Origin of the sequence: Pseudarthrobacter sp. NPDC055928, assembly GCF_042270935.1 — a bacterium.
Taxonomy (GTDB): Bacteria; Actinomycetota; Actinomycetes; order Actinomycetales; family Micrococcaceae; genus Arthrobacter.
On record NZ_JBHJZH010000017.1, the window covers coordinates 23087 to 47689 of the forward strand.

Sequence of the window (24603 nt, forward strand, 5' to 3'; positions counted from 1 at the left end):
TCGCGACGGCGATGGGAATCGCCGTCGTCGTGTTCTCCTTCCTCACAATCCGGAACGTTGGATCGATCAGAGGCATTCGTTCCCGGTGGCAGCACGGGTGCCCAGGCCCGTCAAAGAGTACTCGTCGAAGACGGCAACGCCAGTCCCCATGCTCTGGAGAGCCCTGATGGTGAACCTTGTCAGGGATAAGTCATTTGCTCTGTTCCGTGGAATAGGGATCTGCCTCCTTCTGTCTGCTGCCACCGCCATCGGCGTCCGTTTGGGCGGCGTCGGGCCGGATTTCCTTCGGGAGGTCCCCGGAATTCAGAACGCGGGAGCCTGCATAGTTTTCATGGTGAGCGTTGTCGGGTCCGAACTCTTGTCCAAGGCAAACAATCCGGTCGGCCTTCTCCCCCAACTGAGGTATGGATGGGAATCCGGATTCGGAGTCCGATCCCTTGTGTGGGCCGTGATCATGACTCAGTCACTGCTGCTGGTGCTGCTTGGGGCACCGCCAATTGCAGGTATTGTCTGGGCTGCGACTGGCGTCCTGCCGCTTGCGGCGCTCTTGATTCCGTGGGCAATTGCAACCGGGAACATCATTGGAAACGCCTACAGCAAGGTCAAAGTCAGACAGGCCGACGGCTCCATGGAAATGTCCCTGGCGGCAGCGTTCATTTCCCTGATGCTTGCCGTCCCTGTACTCGGACTCTGTCTCCTCGGCGGCGTCCCCGCAGCCATTGCCGCCGTCGTCTATACAGCTCTTCTAACTGGAGGTGCGAAGATTTGCCTGCAACGCAGAATTCTTTCCCAACGATAATCTTTGATCGCGTGATTGCGGGCTATACGGCCGAGCGCCCTGTGTACGAAAACGTCTCCTTCACATTCACTGGGCCTGCCTTGATCCACTTACACGGCAAGAACGGATCCGGAAAATCGACATTCGTAGAACTGGCCAGCGGCTATCTGTCTCCGTGGTTCGGAACAGTCCTGGTCAACGGCACGAGCGCCAATGACCCTGAAGGCAGGAACCGGCGGAGGGTTTGTCGATCTGCAGCAGCACTGTTCGCCCAGATGACTGCTCGGGATCACCTCGTCTTCGCCTGTATTGCCCGAGATATGGATCCTGGCCTCGAGATACTGCGGGCGATCCAACTGGGGATTGAACCGTGGCTCGACGAGAACGCAGGGAACCTGTCCACAGGAAATGCGCGCAAGCTCTGGTACATCATGAACACCGTCGGCCAGTTCGATTGCGTGGTCCTGGACGAACCGTTCAACGGGACTGATGCGGAAGGAGTGGCCTACATGGTTGAGGAGATCAGACGCTGGGCTGAATCCAAGCTGGTGGTCATCGTGACGCATTCACTTCAGGACCAGCTCCCGGAAGCGGTCACAGTCCGGCTGGAAGATCTCAAGTCCCAGGCAGTTAGCGGCATGCGAGGCGGAAGCCTTGACGCGGCCGCCGACAGCGGTGCTGCCGCAAGGAGGGCGGCAGCACCGCCGTCGTAATTTCCCATTGACTTCAGGTGCCGTAGGGATACCTTTAGAGATACACCAGCAGGGTCTGCTGGCTGAGTATGCGTCGGGGCTAGAAAGCGCATGCGATTACTAGGTCTCCGCAACTTCACCGCATGTCGGTATCCGAACCCATCGCCTGGTTCGCCGCCAGGCCTCACCATCTGATCTCTAGGCAGTGTCCTCATGACCGCAAATTTCATCAGAGCTTTGGCAGTAAAGTCCTTTGATATTCCAGACAGGAAGCGGTGCCCGGACAAGGCGGAGTTCGACCTTGTCACCGTTGATGACTACTCCGTGGCCCGGCTGATCCTAGCGCCAGGCTGGCGCTGGTCCGAGTCCGCCAAGCCCGCGGAGATGACTGAATTCTGCGAGCACAACCACCTCGGCTATTGCGTCTCCGGCTCGCTCCAGATTGAAACGGCCGACGGCGTGCGCTCCACAATCCACGCAAACGACACCTATGCGCTCCCTCCCGGGCACGATGAGTGGGTGGTGGGCGATGAGCCGTTCGTTGCCATCGAATTCCTGGGCGCCGCGTCCTTCGGGCGGCCCCGCAGCCACGGGATGCACGCGCTGATCTAAGGCTGCTCCCTAATCCAGGCACCGGGACCTGCAGCATGCCTGCGGGGCGGTTGCGCTGCCAGCGCCATCACACTTAGGCTCATAGGTGCACATACGTGCACCTATGCACAGAAGGTGACGATGCTCTCGGTCCTCAGCAACGCAACCTACCGGAGGCTCTTTCTAGCCCAGGTCGTGGCCCTTGTGGGCACCGGCGTGTTGACGGTGGCGCTCGGCCTGCTCGCGTTTGACCTTGCGGGCAGCAACGCAGGGGCCGTGATGGGCACTGCCCTGCTCATCAAGATGCTGGCCTATGTGGGGCTTGCCCCGGTGATCAATGCCATGGTGGCGCGGCTGCCCAAGAAGCCTGTCTTGGTCGGCGCGGACCTGGTTCGGGCGGCGATGGCCCTGTGTTTGCCATTTATCACCGAGGCCTGGCAGATCTACGTGGTTGTTTTCCTGCTGCAGTCCGCCTCGGCGGCCTTCACGCCGGCCTTCCAGTCGCTGATTCCGAGCGTGCTAAGGGATGAGCGGGACTACACCCGCGCGCTCTCCCTGTCCCGGCTGGCATATGACATGGAAGCCCTGGTCAGTCCTGCCGCAGCCGCGTTGCTGCTGACCCTTATCAGCTACAACAACCTCTTCCTGGGCACAGTGGCCGGGTTCCTGTTCTCCGCCGCAATGGTGATGATCACCACCCTGCCCCGGGCCGACGTCGTCAAGGGGCTCACCATGTCTGTGTGGCACCGGACAACCCTGGGCACCAGGCTGTTTTGGGCCAACCGGCGCCTGCGCTCGCTGTTGGCGCTGAACGTGGTGGTTGCGGCACCTACGGCGTTGGTCCTGGTCAATACCGTGGTCTACGTCCGCGATGTGCTGCACCGGCCCGACGCGGACCTGGCCTTGGCGCTGGCCTGTTTCGGCATCGGCTCCATGGTGGTGGCACTGTCTGCGCCACGCCTGCTTGAGCGGGCGGGGGACCGGCGTGTCATGCTGACCGGTGCAGCCGTCATTCCTATCGCGCTGGCAGGCGCCACCGTGGCCATCTTGCGGGCGTCTCCTGAAGCGGGATGGTGGTGGTTGTTGGGGCTCTGGTTCCTGCTGGGCGCGGGGAACTCCGCCATCCTCACGCCGTCGTCCCGACTGCTTCGCGAGGCGTCGACCGAGGAGACCCGCCCCTATGTCTTCACGGCGCAGTTCTCCCTCTCGCACGCCTGTTACATCGTCGCCTACCCCCTGTCCGGGTGGGTTGGGGCGGCTGCCGGGCTGGGCTGGGCTGCATTCGCACTGACAATCCTTGCGATACTAGGCAGTGCAGGAGCTTTCCTGTCCTGGCCCCGCCACAGCCGTTACGGGAGAGGCCAGCCCGAGACCGAGGAGCAATCCGTTGAGCAGTCAGCCAAGCAGCGCGCTTCGGGCGCCCGCTGAGGAACCCTCGTTTGTCCACGCGGTCGCGCCGGGGATGGACCTGCTGGAAACCGCCGCAGGAACACTGAGGATGCTCGCCGAACCCACCAGGCTGCACCTGCTCTGGCAACTTGCCCAAGGACCGAAGACAGTCACCGAACTGACTGTGGAGGTAAACGCGCCCCGCACCGTAGTCAGCCAGCACTTGGCCAAACTCCGCCTCAGTGGGCTGGTGGACACGCGCAAGGACGGCCGGCACGTCATCTACTCCCTCCACGACGGGCACCTGATCCGGCTGATCCAGGAAACCATCAACCATGCAGACCATCGGGTCACCGGCGAACCCGTCCATGAGTAGCAGGTCTAGCAGCTGAGAGCCGCGGCCTCCTTGCCCACGATCCGGGCCAGGCGGGCCACCACTTCGGCCGGCGGGCAGTTCGCGTCGAGCTGCACGAAGCCCGGATATTCAGGCATGGAACGGTAGGCGGTACGCAAGCCCTCCAGATCCTCCAAGGTCTCCGCGTCGGTGCCGCGGGCCACGATGCGCTGGTGCGCCAACGCCGGCTCCACGTCCAGGTACACCACTGCATCGGGTGCGGGCAGAACGGACAGGAGCCACGGGAGCAGCCGGCCCCGGGGCAAACCCTTGGCAGTACGCAGGGCCAGTTGGCAGTGGAGGTGGCGGTCCATGATCACCAGGCCATCGAACCGGCTTGCCTTGGCGTGGGAGATCAAAACGTTGACCAATCGAAGGGTGGTTTCCGCGGCGTCGGCAAGGCGGTGCGGCCACTGGATGCCCAGCCGCTGGGCCAGTAAGGACATGCTTCGCCGGCCGGCGTGGTTGCTGAGCAGCAAGGCATTCCTGCCTTCGGCCTGGACCGAGGACACCAAGGCGCGGGCGGCCGTGGATTTTCCCGAGCCGTCGATTCCGGTTAAGACAATAAGCACGTGGCCTCCTTTCGCCAATGGTTTAACGGTAGGGACGGTGTGATCATCCCGCCATGCGGCGGAGGTCACAATAAGCTGAAACCCGATGCTTGCCTGCAGGGGCATGCCAGTGACAACAGGAGTGTGCCTCCAGATGCCCATTGTTCAGCTTGCCGCCATCGCCGCGTGCGCAATTCTGGCCGCTCTGGCCATCTTCCAGGCGGCCCTTATTGCCGGAGCGCCGCTGGGGAGGTTTGCCTGGGGCGGCCAGCACAACGTGCTCCCCACCAAGCTCCGGATCGGCAGCGCCACCTCCATTGTCCTCTACGTCCTTATCGCCTACGTGGCTCTGGCCAAGGCCGGCCTGGCCGCACCGCTGGTCAGCGAGGGCTTCACGGATGTCACCTGCTGGGTCCTGACAGGCTACTTCGCACTGGGCATCGTGCTGAACGGGATCTCCCGCAGCAAACCGGAGCGCCTGGTCATGACACCAACCGTCGTGGTCCTCACGGCCCTCTACTTGATCCTGTCCCTGAACTGAGCAAACGGCCAACTTTTCCATTTTGCGGTTAAACATTTCCGTACTACGGATTTATCCTGCGCGAAACACTGTATCCCTAGCGTTGCGTATGACCGAAGCGGCCTCCTGCCGCTCCTACGTTGATAGGCGACGCCATGATTCCTCCCTCCGCCCCTGCGGCCTCAGCATCCGGCGCTCCGGCGCCTGCAGTTCCGGCCCGGACGAAGAAGCCGTTCTACACTTCCCTCTTTTTCCAGATCCTCATCGCCGTGTGCCTGGGAATCGGTATAGGACACTTCTGGCCTGACATAGGGTCAGGCCTGCGTCCGCTGGGCGACGGCTTCATTCAGCTCATCAAAATGATCATCGCCCCCTTGATTTTCCTGGTGATTGTCACCGGCATCTCGGCGGTGGGCGACGTCAAAGCAGTGGGCAGGGTGGGGGTGAAGGCCCTGGTCTACTTCACGGCAGCAACCCTGTTCGCCTTGGTGTTTGGCCTGGTGGTCGGCAACATCGTCCAGCCGGGCGCAGGACTCAACATCGACCCCAGTGCGCTGTCCCAGGATGCCCTTAACGCCAAGACAGGCACCGCGCCGCCCAAGGACGCCGGCCAGTTCCTCCTCGGCGTCATCCCCACCAGCGTCGTGGGAGCCTTCGCCAACAACAGCCTGCTGCAGGTGCTTTGCTTCTCGGTCTTCTTCGGAGCCGCAATCGTGGTGGTTGGCCGTGAGCGGTGCATGCCGGTGATCAGCCTGCTGGAGACGGTCCTGGAACTTTTCTTCAAGATCATGGCCTGGGTCATGCGTGTGGCGCCCATCGGTGCGTTCGGGGCCATGGCCTTCATCATCGGCCAGTACGGCCTGGGTTCGCTGAGCACTTACGCGCTCCTGATCGCCGCTTGCTACGGCGCCGCCATCGTCTTCATCGGACTCCTGTTCGTGGTGGCCTGGGTGTATCCGCGCGTCCCACTCTGGCAGTTCATCAAGTATTCCCGTGAGGAGTTCCTGCTGGCGCTCGGCACCGCGTCCACGGAATCGGTGCTGCCCCGCATCATGACCAAGCTGACCAACGCCGGCTGCTCCCGCGCCACCACGGGCCTGGTGGTTCCCACGGGCTACTCCTTCAACCTCGACGGCGCCGCCCTCTACTTGTCCATCTCCCTGCTCTTCCTTGCCCAGGCTTTCGGGCACAACCTGGACCTTGGCCAGCAGTTGGCCGCACTGGGCATCCTGATGCTCACCTCCAAAGGCATGGCCGGCGTCCCGGGTTCCGCGTTCCTGGCGCTCTCCGCCACCGCCGGTGCCCTGGGCATCTTCCCGGTGGCCGGCGTTGCGCTGCTGCTCGGCGCCGACCGGCTCATGGATTCCATGCGTGTTTCCGTAAATCTCCTGGGCAACTGCGTGGCCACGTTCGTGGTGGCCAAATGGGAGGGCCAGTTCGACCGCGAAGCCATGCTCCGCGCCTTCCGTGGCGAGTTGCCTGATGGGGAGCCTGCCGAAAGTCCAGCACGGGAAAGCACGACGGCGGACGTTCCGACGGCGGGCATGGAAGCTGGCAGCGAAGCGCCGGCCCTTCCCACCACGGCCGCCGGGGTCCGCTAGGAGCCTGCGTTCAACGGACGCTGTTCAGCGAGCTCGTGTTCAGCGGGCGCGCGGAGGAAGAACCCGACGGTTGCCGCTGTTGCGAGGCAGAGGCCGGCGTTGATTCCGATTGCCGGCAGCACCGCAGCCAGCACCTGCTCCGGTCCGGCGTCACCGGACTGGAGCAGGGTCGCCGCGATGATGCTGCTCATGACGGGAATTCCCATGGTGATTCCGATTTGCTGGCTCATGGTGGTCAGTCCGGTAGCGAGGCCCTGTTCGGTGTTGGGGAGCCCCGTGGTGGCAGTGACCATGAATCCGACAATCGCTGCGAGGTTCGCGACGCCGCCGACGAACGTTGCGATCAGCACGATGGTCAGGGAGGCCTGGTCTGTGTTGAGGAAGAGCAGCGATCCAGTGGCGGCGGCCTGCACTGTGAGGCCGCTGATGATGGTCTTCTTGGTGCCGAGTTTGCCGATCAGGTGAGGGGCGATGATCCCGCCTGCCACGGTGCCGGCGCCGAGGACGGCGAAGGCGAGTCCAGCCCCGAGCGGCGTGTAGCCAAGGACCTGCTGGAGGTAGAGGGTCAGCACGAACACCAGGGACGTTTCGGTGGCAAAGGCCAGGATCCCGGCGATGTTGCCCCAGGCAATGTTGTTCCTCCCAAGGATGGTCACAGGCACGAGCGCGTGGGCCGTGTTCTTCTCGATAAGGAAGAACACCACGAAAAGGAGCAGGCCCGCTGCCAGCGGCGCCCAGGCGAGCGGTTCGGCCCAGCCCTTTTCACCGGCAGTGGTCAGCCCGAAGACCAGCAAAAGCAGGGCGAGAGTGACCGTGAAAGCGCCCGGGACATCGAGCCTGGTGTTGTTCCCGCGGGAGGACTCGGTGAGGAACTTCGGAGCGAGGACCAGAACGAAGATGGCGATGGGAATGTTGATGAAGAACGCCCAGCGCCAGGACAACAGATCGGTCAGCAGCCCGCCCAGGACGGCGCCGGCGGTGAACCCCGCGGCCATCAGCGAGCCGTTCAGGCCGAGTGCTTTGTCCCGCAGCGGACCCTCCGGAAAGGAGGTGGTGAGAAGCGACAACGCAGCCGGGGTCACCGCGGCGGTGGCCAGGCCCTGGGCGGCGCGGGCGGCGAGCAGCAGCCCGGGGTCGGTGGCGAGCCCACCTGCCAGTGAACCGATCCCGAGAAGCGCCATGCCGGTGATGAACAGCCGTTTGCGGCCAAACAGGTCAGCGACCCGGCCGAAGAACAAGGTAAACCCAGCCGCGCACAGGGCGAAGGACGTCGCTATCCACTGCAGGTGTTCCAGGGAGAACCCTACGTCCGCGCCGATCCGCGGCAGCGCGACGTTCAGGATGGAGAAGTCCACCGCGAGGGTGAAACTTGCCGTCAACAGCAGCACCATGATCAGCCGCTGCCGTCCGGTCATCCGGAGGGAACTTTGCTGAAGTGCCACGGTTGCCGGCTCTGGGGGTGTGGTTTGCGGCAGGCGTGTTCTCTGGTGTGCTGTCATGGCGGAAGGATCCAATCACTAAACTGCAGGGGCGGGTTTTCCTCTCAACCCTGCCGACGCCGGACAGGAACAGCCACGCCGTGTTGTGGGTAGCACTGCCAGTGCTACCCACGTTCGGGAATGTTCGTGAATACTCACAGGTATGAACCAACCGGCAGCCATGGGCAACTTCCTCCGCAAACGACGCGCTGCCCTGACCCCGGCGGACGTCGGGCTGATGGACTACGGCACCCGCCGCGTACCCGGGCTGCGACGGGAGGAAGTGGCTATGCTCGCCGGCATGAGCGTGACCTACTACGCCAGGCTGGAACAGGGCCAGCATCTCAACGCCTCTGACGCCGTCGTCGATTCCCTCGCCCGGGCCCTGGCCCTGACCGAGGTCGAACGAAAACACCTCGCCGACCTCTCCGGTCACAAACGCCGCACACCGAAAGCCTCCCGGAACCGTCCTGACCAGGTCCGGCCAGGAACGAAGCGCCTGGTCGATTCCATGGGGCCGGTTCCGGCTGTTGTGTTGGGCAAACGCACCGAAGTCCTCGCCTGGAACCAGGCCGGACACAGGCTGGTTGCTTCCCATCTGGACTTCTACGCCCCGGGCATACCGTCCGAACGGCCGAACCTGACGCGGATGCTTTTCCTCGACGAGGCCACCCGCAGCCTCTATCCGCAGTGGCGGGCGGAGGCCAGCCGCGCAGTCGCTTCCTTGCGGCTGCTTTCCGGACGGTTCGCTGACGACGCCGGGCTCGCCGCCCTCGTTGGGGAGCTGACCCTCAAGAGCCCGGATTTCGCGACAATGTGGGCTGAACACCCGGTGGAGAACTGCATGTCAGGGCATAAGACACTCAACCACCCGCAACTCGGCGCCCTGGAGTTGGGATTCGAGGTCCTGACGATGCCGGATGATTCCGGCCACCGCATCCTCACCTACACCGCCGAACCAGGCAGCCAGGCTGCGGCAGCACTCGACAGGCTGCAGCGTCCCTCCCTGACCCTTGCCCGGGAAGGAGGCGAACTTGGCCAGGCAGTCTGAGACAGGCACAAAGGTAAATCGACGCCCAGTCGCCGTCGACACATGAACCCGGGACGGCGAGGTCCAACGAGTGCTCCGGTAACGCCCTTTAGAGGGCTCAAAACGGCGTTATCGGAGCAATCGATGGCTTCGCTAGGCTGGAGTGGCCCACCAGCCCTACCCAGGAGTCCTTCGTGATCACCCGCGCCGATGTGGACCAGGCCGCTGCCCGGATCAAAGGCCTCACCCGACTGACACCCGTCCTCGAAGCGGACCCTGGCACCTTTCCGGGCCCGGTCTGGTTCAAATGCGAGTTCATGCAGCACACCGGCACCTTCAAGGCCCGCGGCGCGCTCAACAGGATCCTCGCCAGCAAGGAGCGAGGGGAACTGCACCCGGACGTGGGGGTGGTGGTGGCCTCCGGCGGGAATGCCGGGCTCGCCAACGCGTATGCCGCAGCCCAACTCGGTGTCCCGGCAACCGTCTTTGTGCCGGAGTCGGCGCCCGCGGTCAAGGTCCGGAAGCTCAAGGCCATCGGCGCCACCGTGATCCAGGGCGGCGCCGAATATGCCGTGGCCTACGAGGCCGCCGTCGCCCATGCCGCACAAACCGCGGCGGTGTACTGCCACGCCTACGACCAGCCTGAGATCGCTGCCGGCGCCGGCACTGTGGGGTCCGAACTGCTGGACCAACTGGGCAGTGTGGATACCGTGCTGGTGGCAGTGGGCGGCGGCGGGCTGATGGCCGGAATCGCGGCAGCCGTTGAAGGCCGCGCCAAGGTGGTGGCCGTCGAGCCGGAAACCGCCCCCACGCTTCATGCGGCGCTCGCAGCCGGGCATCCCGTGGACGTGGCGGTGTCCGGCGTCGCCGCCGACTCCCTGGGAGCCCGCAGCATCGGCGGCATTGGGTTTGCCGTAGCCGTCAGGACCGGCGTCGAAAGCGTCCTGGTGTCCGACGCCGATATAGTCGCCGCCCGCAGCCGGCTCTGGGATGAGTACCGCCTCGTGGTGGAACACGGTGCGGCGGCAGCATTCGCCGCGCTGCACGCCAGTGCCTATGTTCCCGCGGCTGGGGAGCGCGTTGCGGTGATCCTCTGCGGCGCCAACACCGATCCGGCCACCCTGTAGGCGGACCACCCAGGGTGGCCCGGCGCCGGGCCTAGTGACGCGGTTCGAGGACGAGCCTAAGCCCGGGCACCCGCGCCGTCAGGCCACCTGCAGCTCGCTCATTGTCAGCGGACCGGCCAGGACAATCCGCACGGCCTCTAGGCCGGCGCCGTCCAACGCACCGCTGGCCAGCACCAGTGCCAGTTCGCCGTCGAACCCGGGATCAACGGTTGCCTCCGCGGAATCCGTCCACGTGCCGCCGCGCCCAGGCAACTGAACGGCCACCCTTCCGGGACCGGAGGCCGTGAGCCGCAGCGCCACGCACTCAGGCGTGTTGCCTTGCCAGCCGCGGTAGACCGCCGTCGCACTTTCCTGCGGTGAGCAAGGCGCGACGGCGGTGCCAGCCAGCGGCGTCTCCGGCACCAGCGCGAGGTTGGAACATTCGTCAAAAAGCTCGGCGCGGATCCAGGCACCGCGCTGGTGCGGACCGCTTCCCTCACCACTCACGGACAGCTCGACACCCAGAGGCAGGCAGTTGGCCGACGGACCGACCATCAGTTCGTACGTCCCCGGCTCCACCAGCATCCGGCAGGCCGTGACGCTGAACGTGGCCAGCCGCTCCAGTGGCACCGGAATCCGCACGGTCCGGCGCTCGCCGGGTGCCAGCTCGACCCGGCAGTACGCCACCAGGAGTCGCCGCGGGAACTCGAAACGGTGCCCCGGGGAGGCGGCGTAGACCTGCACGAGCTCGTGCGCGGTCCGCGTGCCGGTGTTGCGCACCACCACGTCGATACCGCCGTCCGATAGCAAGCCCGACAGCCCGTCGCCCGCCAGCACAGCGGATTCGTAGCTGACCGGGCTGTAGCTGAGGCCATGGCCCAGCGCGTACAGCGGCTCGGCGGTGCTGTACAGGTACGTGCTGTGGGAGGAGATGAGGTCGTAGTCCAGGATGCCTGGCAGGTCCTCGTCGCGCTGCCACCAGGTCTGGGCCAGCCGTCCGGTGGGCTCAAAGTCACCGCTGAGGATGTCCGCCAGGCCATTGCCCAGTTCCTGGCCGCCGTGCGAGGTCCACACAACGGCAAGAGTGTCAGCCAGCGGTCCCAGCGCGTAGGGGTAGGAGGAGACGATCACCAGGACGGTCCGGGGGTTCGCTTCCCGGACCAGCCGGATGAGTTCCTGCTCGGGCTCTGGCAGTGCCAGCGTGGCCCTGTCGATGGTTTCCCGGCCGCCCAGGTGCGGATCATTCCCTACTACTACGACGGCGACATCGGCCGCGGCGGCAGCCTCCCGGGCGGCCTGTTGGCCGGAGCGGACGGTCCGCAGGGCGAAGCGGTCCGCTGCTTCTTCGGTCCCGGCGGACAGGGCTGCGCTTCCGGTGTGCGCCTCAATCCGGACCCATTTGCCGGTGCCGATGTGCTGGATGGACACCGTCCCGTCCACTCCCGGGTGCAGCCGGAACGTTTCCTGCACCACCCAGCCGCCCACCCTGGCCGCTGATGCGCTCAGGTAGTAGCCGTCGGCGGTTACGAACTTGTCAGTGACGGGGGACTGCAGGGTGCATTCGCCGTCGCCCCAGTCCTTGAGCTGGAACGCTTCGTCCGGCCCTGGCGCGGCAGCACCGGCAGTGAGGGAGGTTTTGGGGTTGCCGGCGCCGAGGTAGGTGCCGGTCCGGACGCACCGGAGGGAGACCAAATCTACGCCCGCTTCCGCCACAACGCCGCCGTACCGCGCGGACAGGCCTTCGAAGATGCTGACCTCATCCTGCAGGGTGCCGCTGTACCAGTCGCTGAGTACCGTGGAACCCAGGGCGCCAATCACGGCAACCTTTCCGGGATTCGGGCCAAGCGGAAGCAGGGGATCCGCCGTGCCGGCAGCGGGTGCGTTCCGGAGCAATACCACCGACTTCCGGGCCGCTTCCCGGGCCAGCGCCACGTGGGCCGGATCACCCACGAGTTCAGGGCCGAGGGCGCCATATGGGCCGCCGTCGGGTTCGAATTCGCCGGTCCGTTCCCGCAGGGTGAGGAGTCGGAGGACGGCGCGGTCGATGTCCGCCTCGGTGATCAGCCCGCGGTCCAGAGCTTGGTGCAGGTGCCTGAGGGAAGGCTCCGGGTTGTCGCTATCCTCGGTGAAGTTGTCCACCCCGGCGCGGAGGGCAGCCGCGTAGGCGGACGGGCCGTCGTCGAAATACTTCTCCGCCGTGTACAGCGAGGACGGGGCACCTGCGTCTGTGACGATGGCGATGTCCTCGCCGTTCCGCCACTGCCGCAGCTCGCCGGCCACCAGGTCCGAGACGTGGGCGGGCCGGCCGTTGACCAGGTTGTACGACAGCATGACGGCGCCGGCCACGCCGTCTTCGATGGGGCCGCGGTAGGCCGGAAGCTCGTATTCGTGCAGCACCCTCGCCCGCAGTTGACTGCTGGAAACGTTCCGGTCTGCCTCGTTGTTGTAGGCCAGGAAATGCTTCAGCGTGGGCACCGTCAGCCAGAAGCGTTCATGATCGCCTTTCAGTCCAGCGCAGTACGCTCCGGCCAGTGCAGCGGTGAGGTGCGGATCCTCGGAGAAGCCTTCCTCGTTGCGGCCCCAGAGCGGGTGGCGCAGCGGGTTCACTACCGGAGCCCAGACGTTGGTGCTCACAGTGGCGTCCACCGCCTTCTTGCCCCGGACCTCGCGCGCGACCGCGGTGCCCACCCGGCGGATCAGGTCCTCATCCCAGCTGGCAGCCAGGCCCACAGGCTGCGGAAACACCGTGGCGGGGCCCAGCCACGCAACTCCGTGTGCCGCCTCGGCTCCGGTGTGGAACCGGGCCAGGCCCAGGGATTCGACGGCGGGCGCGTGCTGGTGGAGCATGGCGATCTTCTGGTCACGGGAGAGCGAGTCCAGAAGACTTTGCGCCTTGGTGATGGCTGCGGTGGAGGCTGAAGCGGCAGGGGGCACGGTGGGTCCAATCGGCGGTGACTGTACGACGGGTTGTTTAAACGCTTCTACAAATGCATCGACATCCAGTGTGGCATCGCGCCCTGTGACATGCAACACGTTTGAGTCTTGCGGGTGAAATCGGGATGCTCTACGCTGATCGTTAATCGAAGCGATTCGACAAACTTCGAAATCATCGATGCAATATCCACCACAAAGGAGTGCTGATTATGCTTGGTCACCATGCGGATCCGACACGAAGCCGCCGTCCCCAGAAAACAGGTTCCACCCTCCTCGCCGAGGCCGGCTCCACCGGCGTCAACCGCCGTTCCTTCCTGGGCATCCTCAGCGGTGCCGTGTTCCTGGCCGCTGCGCCCGCGGCACTGACGGCTTGCGGAACCGGGGCGGCGGCTCCGCAGGCAACCACTTCCGGCGGCCTCGCCGAAACCGTGGCCAAACTGGTCCCGTCCTACATCCCGGTGGACCTGGTCAAGCCGGACATCCCGTCGGTCAACGGTTCGACGCCCGGCTTCACGTCCATTCCGAAGTCCCTGGTCAAATCAGTGGCCAGCACGCCCGGCTCCGGCGGGACCTACACCGCCATGGCCCCGGCATGGTGGGCGGTCCCGCCCGCTTTGCCGGATAACACCTACTACAAGGCCGTCAATGAAAAGCTGGGCGCCACCATCAATTTCCAGGTCAACGACGGCAACGCCTACGCCGACAAGGTCCAGACGGTCCTCGCTTCGCCGAAGGATGTACCGGACTGGATGGTGATCCCCGCATGGAACATGCCGCCACGCTTCGGCCAGGCCGCCACCAGCATTTTCACCGACCTCTCGCCGTTCCTGGCCGGCGACAAGGTCAAGAAGTACCCCAACCTGGCCAACATCCCCACGGCGGCCTGGAAGATGGGCTGCTTCGAAGGCGGACTGTATGGACTGCCCTACCCGGGCGCCCTGATCTCCGACGCCATCTTCTACCGGGCGGACCTCTTCGAGGAACTCGGCGTCGAACCGCCCACGTCCGCTGACGAATACCGCAGCGTCGCGAAGGAACTCACGGACGCTTCCAAGAACCGCTGGGGTTCCGAGGACATCTGGACGGGTGCGCAGATCATGCACGGAGTGGTCCCCAAGTGGAAAAAGGTGGACGGCAAGCTCCAGAACAAGTTCGAAACCGACGAATACCGCGCCGCCCTGGAATGGACCGCCAAGCTGTTCGCCGACGGCTCCGTCCACCCGGACGCAGTTGCCGGAAACTCGCAGCAGGCCAAGCAGCGCTTCGAATCCGGCGCCACCCTGATGACCTCGGACGGCATGGGCGGCTGGCACGAGGCGCTGGCACGCGTCCTGCCGTCCAACCCCAAGTTCAACATGCAGCCCATGGACTACTTCGCCCCGGACGGCGGCAAACCCACCCTGTTCCGGGCCCAGCCCGCGGCGATCTTCAGCTTCATCAAGAAGACGGACCCGGCCAAGGTCGAGGAGATGCTGGCGCTGGCCAACTTCATTGCCGCACCGTTCGGCACCGAGGAGAACGTCCTCATCAATAGCGGAGTCGAAGGCGTGCACTACACCCGCGACTCACAGGGTATTCCGCAGGCCACCGCCAAGGGGACCCAGGAAGTGACCAGCACCTACGCCTTCCTGGTCAACGCTCCGATCGTGAACTCCATGGTCCAGTACCCCGGCCTGGTCCAGTCACAGTCCGAGTGGGAAGCCCGCCAGGCACCGAACGTCCAGGAGGACATCTTCTTCGGTATGCAGATCCAGGAACCGGCCAAGTTCGGCTCCCTCGGCAAGCCGTTCGAGGACCTGGCGAAGGACATCATCCGCGGCCGCAAGGGCATGCCCGACCTGGACAGCGCCATCGCCACCTGGAAGAGCAAGGGCGGCGACGAGCTACGCGACTTCTACGCCGGATTCCTGGCATAGGGGTGGCGGCGAACATGAGCACCGGTACAGAGAGCAGGGCCGCCGCCCTGACGCCTGCAAGGCCCGACGCCGGCACCTCCTCCCGGCTCGCGGCGCCGGCGACGCGTCCGACGTCGACACCCAGCACCCCGCCGGACGGCGGGCAGGGTAGCGGGCCGGGGGACGCGACCCTCCGCCCCCGCGCCAGCCTGAAGGTACGGTTCAACCGGGACCGTTCCCTGGTGTTCATGGCCTTGCCGGCCGTGATCCTGCTGGGCGTCTTCGCCTACCTGCCCATGCTGGGCAACGTGGTGGCTTTCCAGGACTATTCGCCGTTCGTTGGCATCCCGGACAGCCCCTGGGTGGGCATGGAGAACTTCAGCCGGGTGATGGCCGATCCGGAGTTCTGGCTCGCCGTCAAGAACACGCTGGTGATCACCGCATTCCAGCTGGTTTTCTTCTTCCCCATTCCCATCGCCTTGGCCATGCTGCTGAACTCCCTGGTCAACCCCCGGTTGCGGGCGGCCATCCAGGCTGTGGTGTACCTGCCGCACTTCTTTTCCTGGGTGCTGGTGGTCTCCGTCTTCCAGCAGATCTTCGGCGGCGCGGGGCTGCTCAACCAGTCGCTGCGCGCCAACGGCTGGCAGGCCATGGACGTGATGACCAACCCGGACACGTTCCTGTTCCTCATCACCTCCCAGGCGATCTGGAAGGACGCCGGCTGGGGCATCATCGTGTTCCTGGCGGCCCTCAGCGCGATCGATCCCGCCCAGTATGAGGCGGCGGCCGTGGACGGTGCCAACCGCTGGAAGCGTATGTGGCATGTGACCCTCCCGGGGCTGCGGAGCGTCATTGTGCTGCTGCTGATCCTGCGGCTGGGCGACTCACTGACCGTGGGCTTCGAGCAGATGATCCTGCAGCGTGACGCCGTGGGTGCGGACGCCTCCGAGGTCCTGGACACGTTCGTCTACTACACGGGCGTGCAGAACGGTGACTGGAGCTACGCGGCGGCGGCCGGACTGATCAAGGGCCTGGTCAGCCTGGCCCTGATCCTGGCAGCAAACAAGGTGGCCCACATATTCGGCGAAAGCGGTGTGTATTCCAAATGAGCGTAACCACAACCAAACCACTTGCCTCCTCAAAATCGCTGCGGCTCCGGCCGGAACGGCCGGCCTGGGACGAAGAGCCGGGACGCCTGGCGAAAGCCGTCAAGGCCGTGGTGCTCGCCGCCGTCGTCCTTGCTGTCCTGGGGCCGTTGTACACCATCGTGCTGACCAGCATCTCCTCGCAGGCCACCATCACACGCGCCGGCGGCCTGGTCCTGATTCCCGGCGAAATCACCCTCGCCGCCTACCAGCAGATCCTCAGCGGCGGCGTGGTCACCCGGGCCGTGCTGGTGTCCGTGGGCGTGACCGCCACCGGCACCCTGCTGAGCATGGTGGTGTCCGTGCTCTGTGCTTATGGCCTGTCCCGGCCGGGCTCCTTCGCGCACACCCCCATACTCTTCACCCTGCTGGTCACCATGTTCTTCAGCGCCGGCATCATCCCGGCCTACCTGCTGGTGTCCAGCCTGGGCCTGATCAACACCTACTGGGCGCTGATCCTGCCCAGCTGCATCTCCGTATTCAACATCATCATCCTGCGCGGGTTCTTCATGGGGATCGACAGGGGCATCCTGGACAGCGCCCGGATCGACGGGGCCAGTGAATGGCGCACGCTGACCCAGATCGTCCTGCCCATGTCCAAGGCCGTCACCGCCGTCATCGCCCTGTTCTACGGCGTGGGCTATTGGAACGCGTTCTTCAACGCCGTCCTCTACATCAACGACAGCGCCATGAACCCGCTCCAGGTGGTGCTGCGCTCCTACGTGCTGCAGGGCGTCTCGGTGCCAGGCCAGATCGACGTCGGCGACGGCGCCGCGGCTTCCCCCGCCCTGCAGATGGCCGTGATCGTCCTGGCCATGGTCCCCATCCTGCTGGTGTACCCGTTTGTGCAGAAGCACTTCACCAAGGGCGTGATGATCGGCGCGGTGAAGGGATGACCGGCGTGTGGCTACCCGGCCTGAGGGGAGCCGGTTTGCTGTTACACGGCCTTAGCGGTTGTCTCGCCTTCCGTCAGGGTGGGCGCAATGAGCCGCAGCTCGGCCGGTTTGTCCAGGCTAAGCCGGTCCATCACCATCTCCACGGCCGCCCGGCCGATGTCCATCGCGGGAATGGAAACTGCGGTCCAGGGATGGGCCGCGGCCATGGCCACGTCCGCCGGTGCAATCACCGCGACCGAGATGTCCTCCGGGATGGACAGGCCGCGGACGCCAAGGTTCTCCCGCAGCATGGGGAGCAGGCCCTCGTTATGGACCAGGAGCGCGGTGATGCTTTCAGGCCCGGAGAACACCCGGTCCAACGCCTTCGCAAGGTCACGCGAGTTGGCTTCGCAGGCCTCGGACACGTGGGCGATTTCCGCGGCACGGCACGCATCCTGGAACCCCTGCAGGGCCCGGTCAGCGTAGGTGGCATGCCGGCGCAAGGATGCTGGCGGGGAACCAATGAACGCGATGCCGCGGTGGCCCAGGTCCGCCAGGTGACGGACAGCGGTGCGGGACGCGGCGGCGAAGTCGAAGTCCACGCAGCTCAGGCCGCGCGGATCATCCGGCATCCCGATCAGCACGGCTGGTTTCTGCAGCTTGGCAAGCACCGGGATGCGCGGATCACGGGCCTCGATGTCCATCATGAGCAGCCCGTCCACCATGGACTGCGACGTCACGCGCTGGATGCTTCCGGCGTCGTCCTGGGTCAGCAGCAGCACATCCTGGTTGAACGTCCGGGCCGTGGTGACCACGGCGGTGACGAACTGCATGACGACGCCGACATTGACGTCCGCACGCAGGGGCACCACCAGGCCCAGCACGTTGGAACGGCTCGAGGCCAGCGCACGGGCGCTGGACCGAGGGCTGTAACGCAGCTTCCGCATGGCCGCTTCGACAGTTTCCCGGGTTTCCTTCGATATGGTCCGCTTCCCGCTCATCACATAGGACACGGTGCTCGTGGAAACACCGGCCTCGCGGGCCACATCATTGATCGTGGCCGCTGTTGAAGCCCTTCGATTGTCCATCCCCCTATTTAACCAAGGATTTCCATGTCTCCCAGCAGCCACAGCCTGAACAGCCTGACGGATCGAACCGGCTTGTTGTTCGGTGCTGACTACAACCCCGAGCAGTGGCCGGCCGACACCTGGCAGGAGGACATCCGGCTGATGCAGGAGGCTGGTATCAACCTGGTCACCGTGGGAGTGTTCAGCTGGGCCCTGCTGGAGCCCCGCGAAGGTGCCCGGAACTTCGGCTGGCTGGACCGGCTCCTGGATCTGCTGCACGAGGGCGGCATCCGCGTGTGCCTGGCAACGCCCACGGCATCGCCGCCGGCCTGGCTGGGCCGCGAGTATCCGGAAACCTTGCCCATGGACGCGGCCGGCAGCACGCTTTGGTACGGCTCGCGCAACCAGTTCAACCCGTCATCCGCCAAGTACCGGCAGGCCGCCGCTGCCATCACGGAGTCCCTGGCCCGGCGCTACGCGGGGCATCCCGCCCTCGCGATGTGGCACGTGGGAAACGAGCTCGGACAGGTGAGCTACGACGACGAAACCGCGCGCGCCTTTCGTGCCTGGCTCACCCGGCGCTACATCACGCTGGACGGACTCAACCGTGCCTGGGGTACTTCCTTTTGGAGCCAGAACTACGGCAGCTGGGACGAGATCCTGCCTCCGCGCAAAGCGCCGTACCTGATCAACCCCAGCCAAGCCCTGGACTTCCAACGGTTCACCTCGGACCAGTTGCTGTCCCTGTTCTGTGCGGAGCGGGACATCATCCGCCGCTACGATACCGCCAGCCCGGTGACCACCAACCTGATGGGCTTCTTCCGCGGGGCGGACTACTTCGCCTTCGCGAACGAGACGGACGTCGTGGCCAATGACTGGTACACCGATCCGGCGGATCCGGAGTCGCACCGGTTTGGATCGCTGACCCACGACCTCTGCCGGGGACTCTCAGGCGGCACCCCGTGGCTCCTCATCGAGTCCGCCACCTCCGGGGTGAACTGGCGGGAGCACAACGTGCCGAAGCAGCCCGGCGAACTCCGGGTTGATGCCCTCTCTGCCGTCGCCCGGGGCGCCGATGGCGTCTGTTTCTTCCAGTTCCGCCAGTCCCGCTTCGGCGCCGAACGCTTCCACTCCGCCGTGGTGCCGCTCGCGGGCGAGCACACGCGGGTGTTCGGCGAGGCCGCGGCCCTGGGCAAGGACCTCCAAGCGTTGCGCCAGCTTGCCGGGACACCCTGCACGGCCAAGATCGCGGTCCTGTTCGACTGGGACAGCTGGTGGGCCGCCGAATCACCGGACACTCCCACCAACCGGCTCCAGGTGCTCGAGCAGCTCCAGGCGTATTACGCGCCCCTGCACCGGAACGGCCTGGCCGTCGAAGTGGTCCATCCCTCGGCGGACCTGGGCCGGTTTGGGCTGGTCCTGGCTCCCAGCCTGTTCCTGCTCAGCCAGGAGCACGCGGACGGGGTGGGCGCGTACGTCCAGGGCGGCGGCCACCTGGTGGTTGGGCCCTTCAGCGCAGTGGCGGACCGCAACGGCCACCTCGCTTCCGGCCGCTTCCCGGCGATACTCGCAGAGCTGCTAGGCGTGGACGGCGAGGAATGGATCCCGCTTGGATCACCGGTGGGGATCCGGTTTGGGGAGGCACCCGCCGGGCAGGCCCGGACCTGGGCGGAAGACCTGGCACTGAACAGCAGCACCGCCGACGTGGTGGCGCACTTTGCCGAGGGCCGGCTGGAAGGCCGTCCCGTCGTCGTACATCACCAAACCGGTGCCGGGCACTCCTGGTATGTGGGGGCCGACCTTCCCCCAGAGGCACTGGAGCAGGTCGTGGCGGATGCGCTGGAGTCGGCGGGAATCCGGTATCCCCTGGCCGCGCCGTTGCCGGACCAGGTGGAGGCGGCAAGCCGCGGTGGGCACCTGTTCCTGCTGAACCATTCCGGTGAGCCGCAGGACGTCCGGCTCCGGTGGGCGTCCGTGGACCTGCTTACCGGCGCAGCCCACGGCGATCAGCTCATCCTGCCGCCCTTCGGCGCGCTGGTGCTCAAGGAACCCGCATCCAACGAACTTCCCAACTTGAAGAACCCCCGAAACAGAGGAACAGCATGAAATTCACGGACGGCTACTGGCTCCACAAAAAGGGCCTCTCCGCACTCCACCCGCGGGACGTGTCCGATGTGAAGACCACAGGCGACAAACTCACCGTCTACGCACCCACGCAGAAGATCAGGTCCCGCGGCGACGCCCTGAACTGCCCGCAGCTGACCATCAGCTTCGAGTCGCCGTTACCGGACGTCATTGGTGTAACCATCGAACACTTCCAGGGCGGTGTGCAGAAGGGGCCGCACTTCGGGCTCAAGGAAGGCGGCGCGGACGTCAGCATCACCAACGACGGCGGCACCGCCACGTTCACCTCCGGCGGCCTCACCGCACACATCAGCACCTCGGGCGACTGGAACGTGGATTTCGTGGGGGATGGCCGGCTGCTGACAAGTTCGGTGCCCCGCAGCATCGGCGTCATCACCGACGACGACGGCCGGCACTTTGTGCACGAACAGCTGACACTCGGCGTGGGAACCAATGTCTACGGGCTGGGGGAGCGGTTTGGGCCGCTGGTGAAGAACGGGCAGTCGATTGACATCTGGAACGAGGACGGCGGCACCTCGAGCGACCTCGCCTATAAGAACGTGCCGTTCTTCATCACCAACGCGGGCTACGGCGTGTTCGTGAACCACCCGGAGCGGGTGTCGTACGAGATCGGGTCCGAGGTGGTGTCCCGCACGCAGTTCAGCGTTGAGGGCCAGCGGCTGCATTACTTCGTGATCCACGGGCCCACTCCCAAGGACATCCTGCGCCGCTACACGGAGCTGACCGGCCGGCCGGCCCGGGTACCGGCCTGGTCCTACGGGCTGTGGCTGTCCACGTCCTTCACCACGGACTACGACGAGAAAACCGTGATGTCGTTCATCGACGGCATGGCTGAACGCAAGCTTCCGCTCTCTGTATTCCACTTTGACTGCCACTGGATGAGGGCGTTCCATTGGAGCGACTTCGTCTGGGACCCGGCCACCTTCCCGGACCCTGAAGGCATGCTGCGGCGCCTGCACGAGCGGGGCCTGAAGGTGTGTGTCTGGATCAACCCGTACATCGCCCAGCGCTCGCACTTGTTCCGGGAGGGTGAAGAGCGGGGCTACCTGGTCAAGCGGGCGGACGGCTCGGTGTGGCAGTGGGACATGTGGCAGGCGGGCATGGGCCTGGTGGATTTCACCAACCCGGACGCCGTGACCTGGTACCAGGACAAGCTGCGCACCCTGCTGAACCAGGGCGTGGATTCCTTCAAGACCGATTTCGGCGAGCGGATCCCCACGGACGTGGCCTGGCACGACGGCTCCGATCCGCAGAAAATGCACAACTATTACGCGCAGCTCTACAACCGAACGGTGTTCGACCTGCTCTCCAAGGAGCTCGGCGAAGGCCAGGCCGTGCTCTTTGCCCGCTCCGCTACCGCCGGAGGTCAGCAGCTTCCGGTGCACTGGGGTGGCGACTGCGAATCCACGTTCTCCGCCATGTCCGAATCCCTCCGCGGCGGCCTGTCCCTGGCATCCTCAGGATTCGCGTTCTGGAGCCACGACATCGGCGGGTTCGAGGGGACTCCGGATCCCGAACTGTTCAAGCGGTGGATCGCGTTTGGGCTGCTGTCCTCCCATTCCCGGCTGCATGGCTCCAACTCCTACCGCGTGCCTTGGCTGGTGGACGATGAATCCAGCGACGTGCTCCGTCACTTCACCGGGCTGAAGATGCGGCTCATGCCATACCTTCTGGCATCGGCCGAGGACGCGCACCAGACAGGATCACCCCTGATGCGGCCCATGTTCCTCGAATTCCCGCAGGACCCCGCCTGTGCCTACCTCGACCGGCAATACATGCTCGGATCGGACCTTCTGGTTGCACCGGTGATGGGCAAGGGCGGGTCCGTGGACTTCTACCTCCCTGCGGGAACCTGGACCCATCTGGAAAGCGGCGAGCAGCTGGCCGGCCCGCAGTGGCACCGCAAGGAATTCTCGGTGCTGGAGGCCGCGGTGTACGTCCGCGAGGGGGCGGTCTTGCCGCTCGGAACCGTGACGGACCGGCCGGAGTACGACTGGGCCACTGACGTGGAGTTCCACGCCTTCGCCGCTGTTGAGGGCCAGCGCAGGACTGTGGTGGTTCCCAGGGCCGACGGCGGTTTTGCCCGGTTTGAGGTGACGGTGGAAGGCGGCCGGCCGGTCGCCGTCGCGCTCTGACATCCGGTGCCCGGGCGTCCATGTGTGGGCGGCCCGGGCACTCTTTTGCCCGGGTTCCGCGTCCCTTCCGTATCCAGTGCACAGCCTCTGGTCAGGGGCATCGGCGGTGCCTAAACTGGCAGGACCATCGTGCGGAGCCTGCCGCCTGTTGATGCCGTCTGTTGCCCCGCGCGGATCAGTCCAACCGAGGAAGCATCATGCGCCGAACAGTACAACGCCGTACCGCCATCGCGTTCATCGCCTTAATAGCACTGCTCACGCCGTCCCTGCCCGCCACCGCGGCGCCGCCTTCCGGCGTCATCGTGCTCGACGGTGCCAACTCCGCCGAGGGGATCGCCGCCGGCCGGGGAACCACCTTCTACGCCGGGGAACTGGCCACCGGCGACATCTTCCAGGGCGACATCCGCACCGGAATCGCCACGAAGATCATTGACGGTCCGGATGACCGAATGGCTGTAGGAATGAAGTTTGATGCCGGCAGCAATCTGCTGTTCGTAGCTGGTGGGGCTGGCGGCAATGCCTACGTTTACAACACGGCGACGCTGGAACTCGTAGCGGAGATCCCGCTCGCACCAGGCTTCATCAACGACGTCGCGCTCACCCCGGACGGGGCATGGTTCACGAATTCCGCCGCTGCCGAGCTGTACTTCGTTCCGGTCAGCCACCGCGGTGAACTGGGTGATGTTGTGACGCTTCCGCTGAGCGGTCCCGCGGCCGACGCAGGGGACCAGTTCAACCTCAACGGCATTGCCTCGGCCAAGGGCGGCCGGGTGCTGTTTGTGTCCCATTCGGGTAATGGGGAGATCTACACGGTCAACCCGGACACCGGCGCCAGCGCACTCGTTGAAGGGGTAAGCGTTCCAAACGTGGACGGCATCCTGGTCCAGGGCCAGCGTCTCTGGGCTGTCCAGAACTTCTCGGACCAGATCAGCCGGATCGACCTCGCCAATAATTTCTCGTCCGGCGTTGTCGAGGATGTCATCACCAGCACCAGTTTCAATACTCCAGCGACGGCTGCCCTGTTCGGCAACACGCTTGCGGCAGTGAACGCCCAGTTCCTGCTTCCGGACACCGAATATGAGGTGGTCCTGGTCCCGGCACGCCTGTAGGACTGATTAGCCCCAACCGGCTGGCAGCAGGCGTCGTCAAGAATGGATTTCGTGACGTCTGCTGCCAGCCAGTTTTTGGGTGTCCTGCCTGGATTGACCGGGGGCGCTAGATGGTTCGCGGGGCGTTAGCCAGGTTTTCCTTCAGCTCAGCCTCGGTCTGCCGGATCACGTAGGCCGGGCGGTCCCGCTCCACGCGCCAGCTCTCGGACAGCAGCCCGATGTTAACGGTGTCGAAGCCGAACTCGTCATATAGCCGGGTCACCAGTTCGGCGGCCTCGGGGTAGTCGCTGGCCGTGGCAAGGGCGCGGCGGTTTTCGGTTCCGGTGGGCGTGCCGTCCGTGGTGATATCCTTGGCCATGATGTGGTTGAAGCCCTTGGCCACCTTGGATTCGGACAAGTGCTCCTGAAGCAGTCCGGAGGTGGTGGCCTCGCCGTTGTCCAGTGCGGGAATGTGCCCGTCCCGCTCCCAGTAGTAGTTGTTGGTGTCGATCACGATCTTGCCGGCCAGCGGCGCCACGGGAATGTCCCGGTAGTTCCTGAGCGGAACGGTGACGACGGCGAAATCACCTGCCGCCGCTGCCTCCGCCGGGGTCGCGGCCCGGGCTTTAGGGCCTAGTTCCGTTACCAGTTCCGTGAGGGTCTCCGGCCCGCGCGAGTTGCTGATGACCACGTCATAGCCGAGCGCCACCGCCTTCCGGGCAACCTGGCTTCCGATGTGTCCTGCTCCGATGATTCCGATTGTTGTCATGTCCGGGCCAACAGCGGTGCCCACGGAGATATTTCAGGGCTTTCGCGGGAATAATCCGGTGATGCCGTGAAACCTCAGACGAGGTCCGGGGCGCTGGCGACGATGTAGTCCGCGGCAGCGGGCCCGGTCATGTTCAGGTTGTTGTGTTCGGCAGTGATCCCATGGTCTTTGAGGGCCTTCCACAGGGAAGGCGGATCCTGGGGTTCAACGTGGTTGATCAGGCACCAGCTCGTATAAAGGCCATAGAGCTCATCGCGGCCCAATCCCGTTCCAGAGTCCCGCTGCGGCGTCACGGATTCAGCCAGGAAACGTTCAAAATGGGTGGCAGGCACAGTTGCTCACTTTCGGCGTTACGCGGGCGCCGTACTGCTTCAGCGCTGGAGCCCGCCGGGCAGGCGGGTCATGCTTCGACGCTAAGAC

General features: G+C 65.2%; 21 protein-coding genes. 15 read left to right on the forward strand and 6 right to left on the reverse strand.

Annotated features, from left to right (window positions below):
• Positions 1–166: 166 nt before the first annotated feature.
• The 5 genes from ACFC25_RS18605 to ACFC25_RS18625 all read left to right on the forward strand — a co-directional run bounded on the left by ACFC25_RS18605 (position 167) and on the right by ACFC25_RS18625 (position 3826).
• Positions 167–799 (forward strand): hypothetical protein, encoded by a 633-nt coding sequence (locus ACFC25_RS18605; RefSeq protein WP_376047897.1) that lies wholly within the window; start codon positions 167–169, stop codon positions 797–799.
• A 41-nt stretch (positions 800–840) separates the two neighbouring features.
• The gene (locus ACFC25_RS18610; protein WP_376048033.1) at positions 841–1491 is read left to right on the forward strand and encodes an ATP-binding cassette domain-containing protein; all 651 of its coding nucleotides are present in this window, start codon (positions 841–843) and stop codon (positions 1489–1491) included.
• Between the two features lie 192 nt (positions 1492–1683).
• On the forward strand, positions 1684–2082 hold the full coding sequence (locus ACFC25_RS18615) for a cupin domain-containing protein (protein WP_337349055.1): 399 nt from the start codon (positions 1684–1686) through the stop codon (positions 2080–2082).
• Between the two features lie 120 nt (positions 2083–2202).
• Positions 2203–3489, forward strand: a complete 1287-nt coding sequence (locus ACFC25_RS18620) for an MFS transporter (RefSeq protein ID WP_376048035.1) — start codon at positions 2203–2205, stop codon at positions 3487–3489.
• Positions 3449–3826: an ArsR/SmtB family transcription factor gene (locus tag ACFC25_RS18625; RefSeq protein WP_376047900.1), complete on the forward strand. Its 378-nt coding sequence runs from the start codon at positions 3449–3451 to the stop codon at positions 3824–3826. Before ACFC25_RS18620 ends, ACFC25_RS18625 begins: the two co-directional genes overlap by 41 nt.
• Before the next feature lie 5 nt (positions 3827–3831).
• Here the strand turns inward: ACFC25_RS18625 and ACFC25_RS18630 are convergent, their stop codons facing one another.
• A complete protein-coding gene (locus ACFC25_RS18630; protein WP_337349057.1) occupies positions 3832–4416 on the reverse strand; it encodes a thymidylate kinase in 585 nt (194 codons plus the stop codon).
• Between the two features lie 133 nt (positions 4417–4549).
• On the opposite strand from ACFC25_RS18630, the gene ACFC25_RS18635 reads away from it, so the two are divergent.
• Positions 4550–4936 carry a hypothetical protein gene (locus ACFC25_RS18635; protein ID WP_376047903.1) on the forward strand — a complete coding sequence of 129 codons (387 nt, stop codon included), beginning with the start codon at positions 4550–4552 and terminating at the stop codon, positions 4934–4936.
• Positions 4937–5070: 134 nt separating this feature from the next.
• Entirely contained in the window at positions 5071–6516 is a 1446-nt protein-coding gene (locus ACFC25_RS18640; RefSeq protein ID WP_376047906.1) for a cation:dicarboxylate symporter family transporter, read from the forward strand.
• Here ACFC25_RS18640 and ACFC25_RS18645 read toward each other — a convergent pair.
• The gene (locus ACFC25_RS18645; protein WP_376047909.1) at positions 6513–8015 is read right to left on the reverse strand and encodes an MFS transporter; all 1503 of its coding nucleotides are present in this window, start codon (positions 8013–8015) and stop codon (positions 6513–6515) included. The genes ACFC25_RS18640 and ACFC25_RS18645 overlap by 4 nt on opposite strands.
• A gap of 142 nt (positions 8016–8157) precedes the next feature.
• Here ACFC25_RS18645 and ACFC25_RS18650 point away from each other — a divergent pair, with 142 nt between their 5' ends.
• Together ACFC25_RS18650 and ACFC25_RS18655 are read left to right on the forward strand one after the other, a co-directional pair.
• Positions 8158–9045: a helix-turn-helix transcriptional regulator gene (locus tag ACFC25_RS18650; RefSeq protein WP_376047912.1), complete on the forward strand. Its 888-nt coding sequence runs from the start codon at positions 8158–8160 to the stop codon at positions 9043–9045.
• Positions 9046–9218: 173 nt separating this feature from the next.
• Positions 9219–10151, forward strand: a complete 933-nt coding sequence (locus ACFC25_RS18655; protein WP_376047915.1) for a threonine/serine dehydratase — start codon at positions 9219–9221, stop codon at positions 10149–10151.
• Positions 10152–10229: 78 nt separating this feature from the next.
• Here the strand turns inward: ACFC25_RS18655 and ACFC25_RS18660 are convergent, their stop codons facing one another.
• Entirely contained in the window at positions 10230–13064 is a 2835-nt protein-coding gene (locus ACFC25_RS18660) for a glycoside hydrolase family 3 C-terminal domain-containing protein (RefSeq protein WP_376047918.1), read from the reverse strand.
• Positions 13065–13273: 209 nt separating this feature from the next.
• Here ACFC25_RS18660 and ACFC25_RS18665 point away from each other — a divergent pair, with 209 nt between their 5' ends.
• From ACFC25_RS18665 to ACFC25_RS18675, 3 genes are read left to right on the forward strand one after another with little or no spacing between them, the layout of a single operon-like run.
• Entirely contained in the window at positions 13274–14980 is a 1707-nt protein-coding gene (locus tag ACFC25_RS18665) for an extracellular solute-binding protein (protein WP_376047920.1), read from the forward strand.
• Between the two features lie 14 nt (positions 14981–14994).
• Positions 14995–16068: an ABC transporter permease gene (locus ACFC25_RS18670; protein WP_376047923.1), complete on the forward strand. Its 1074-nt coding sequence runs from the start codon at positions 14995–14997 to the stop codon at positions 16066–16068.
• A complete protein-coding gene (locus tag ACFC25_RS18675; protein ID WP_337352554.1) occupies positions 16065–17000 on the forward strand; it encodes a carbohydrate ABC transporter permease in 936 nt (311 codons plus the stop codon). Before ACFC25_RS18670 ends, ACFC25_RS18675 begins: the two co-directional genes overlap by 4 nt.
• A 41-nt stretch (positions 17001–17041) precedes the next feature.
• Here ACFC25_RS18675 and ACFC25_RS18680 read toward each other — a convergent pair whose 3' ends face one another.
• Complete coding sequence (locus ACFC25_RS18680; protein ID WP_376047926.1) at positions 17042–18067, reverse strand: LacI family DNA-binding transcriptional regulator; 1026 nt, start codon at positions 18065–18067, stop codon at positions 17042–17044.
• A gap of 24 nt (positions 18068–18091) precedes the next feature.
• On the opposite strand from ACFC25_RS18680, the gene ACFC25_RS18685 reads away from it, so the two are divergent.
• From ACFC25_RS18685 to ACFC25_RS18695, 3 genes are all read left to right on the forward strand, one after another.
• Positions 18092–20152, forward strand: coding sequence for a beta-galactosidase (locus tag ACFC25_RS18685; RefSeq protein WP_376047929.1), 2061 nt, complete (start codon positions 18092–18094; stop codon positions 20150–20152).
• Positions 20149–22326, forward strand: a complete 2178-nt coding sequence (gene yicI / locus ACFC25_RS18690; RefSeq protein ID WP_376047932.1) for an alpha-xylosidase — start codon at positions 20149–20151, stop codon at positions 22324–22326. The genes ACFC25_RS18685 and yicI overlap by 4 nt, the downstream gene beginning before the upstream one ends.
• A 197-nt stretch (positions 22327–22523) precedes the next feature.
• Positions 22524–23435, forward strand: coding sequence for a hypothetical protein (locus ACFC25_RS18695; protein ID WP_337348946.1), 912 nt, complete (start codon positions 22524–22526; stop codon positions 23433–23435).
• 106 nt (positions 23436–23541) lie between these two features.
• Here ACFC25_RS18695 and ACFC25_RS18700 read toward each other — a convergent pair whose 3' ends face one another.
• Positions 23542–24183 carry an NAD(P)-binding domain-containing protein gene (locus ACFC25_RS18700; protein ID WP_337348969.1) on the reverse strand — a complete coding sequence of 214 codons (642 nt, stop codon included), beginning with the start codon at positions 24181–24183 and terminating at the stop codon, positions 23542–23544.
• Positions 24184–24257: 74 nt separating this feature from the next.
• The gene (locus ACFC25_RS18705) at positions 24258–24515 is read right to left on the reverse strand and encodes a hypothetical protein (RefSeq protein WP_337348947.1); all 258 of its coding nucleotides are present in this window, start codon (positions 24513–24515) and stop codon (positions 24258–24260) included.
• Positions 24516–24603: the final 88 nt, after the last annotated feature.

What these genes read in the sequence shown, in the direction of transcription:
- ACFC25_RS18605 (WP_376047897.1), top strand. Translation starts at nt 167, where the DNA reads ATGGTGAACCTTGTCAGGGATAAGTCATTTGCTCTGTTCCGTGGAATA.
- ACFC25_RS18615 (WP_337349055.1), top strand. Translation starts at nt 1,684, where the DNA reads ATGACCGCAAATTTCATCAGAGCTTTGGCAGTAAAGTCCTTTGATATT.
- ACFC25_RS18620 (WP_376048035.1), top strand. Translation starts at nt 2,203, where the DNA reads ATGCTCTCGGTCCTCAGCAACGCAACCTACCGGAGGCTCTTTCTAGCC.
- ACFC25_RS18635 (WP_376047903.1), top strand. Translation starts at nt 4,550, where the DNA reads ATGCCCATTGTTCAGCTTGCCGCCATCGCCGCGTGCGCAATTCTGGCC.
- ACFC25_RS18640 (WP_376047906.1), top strand. Translation starts at nt 5,071, where the DNA reads ATGATTCCTCCCTCCGCCCCTGCGGCCTCAGCATCCGGCGCTCCGGCG.
- ACFC25_RS18645 (WP_376047909.1), bottom strand. Translation starts at nt 8,015, where the DNA reads ATGACAGCACACCAGAGAACACGCCTGCCGCAAACCACACCCCCAGAG.
- ACFC25_RS18650 (WP_376047912.1), top strand. Translation starts at nt 8,158, where the DNA reads ATGAACCAACCGGCAGCCATGGGCAACTTCCTCCGCAAACGACGCGCT.
- ACFC25_RS18665 (WP_376047920.1), top strand. Translation starts at nt 13,274, where the DNA reads ATGCTTGGTCACCATGCGGATCCGACACGAAGCCGCCGTCCCCAGAAA.
- ACFC25_RS18670 (WP_376047923.1), top strand. Translation starts at nt 14,995, where the DNA reads ATGAGCACCGGTACAGAGAGCAGGGCCGCCGCCCTGACGCCTGCAAGG.
- ACFC25_RS18675 (WP_337352554.1), top strand. Translation starts at nt 16,065, where the DNA reads ATGAGCGTAACCACAACCAAACCACTTGCCTCCTCAAAATCGCTGCGG.
- ACFC25_RS18680 (WP_376047926.1), bottom strand. Translation starts at nt 18,067, where the DNA reads ATGGACAATCGAAGGGCTTCAACAGCGGCCACGATCAATGATGTGGCC.
- ACFC25_RS18685 (WP_376047929.1), top strand. Translation starts at nt 18,092, where the DNA reads ATGTCTCCCAGCAGCCACAGCCTGAACAGCCTGACGGATCGAACCGGC.
- yicI (WP_376047932.1), top strand. Translation starts at nt 20,149, where the DNA reads ATGAAATTCACGGACGGCTACTGGCTCCACAAAAAGGGCCTCTCCGCA.
- ACFC25_RS18695 (WP_337348946.1), top strand. Translation starts at nt 22,524, where the DNA reads ATGCGCCGAACAGTACAACGCCGTACCGCCATCGCGTTCATCGCCTTA.
- ACFC25_RS18700 (WP_337348969.1), bottom strand. Translation starts at nt 24,183, where the DNA reads ATGACAACAATCGGAATCATCGGAGCAGGACACATCGGAAGCCAGGTT.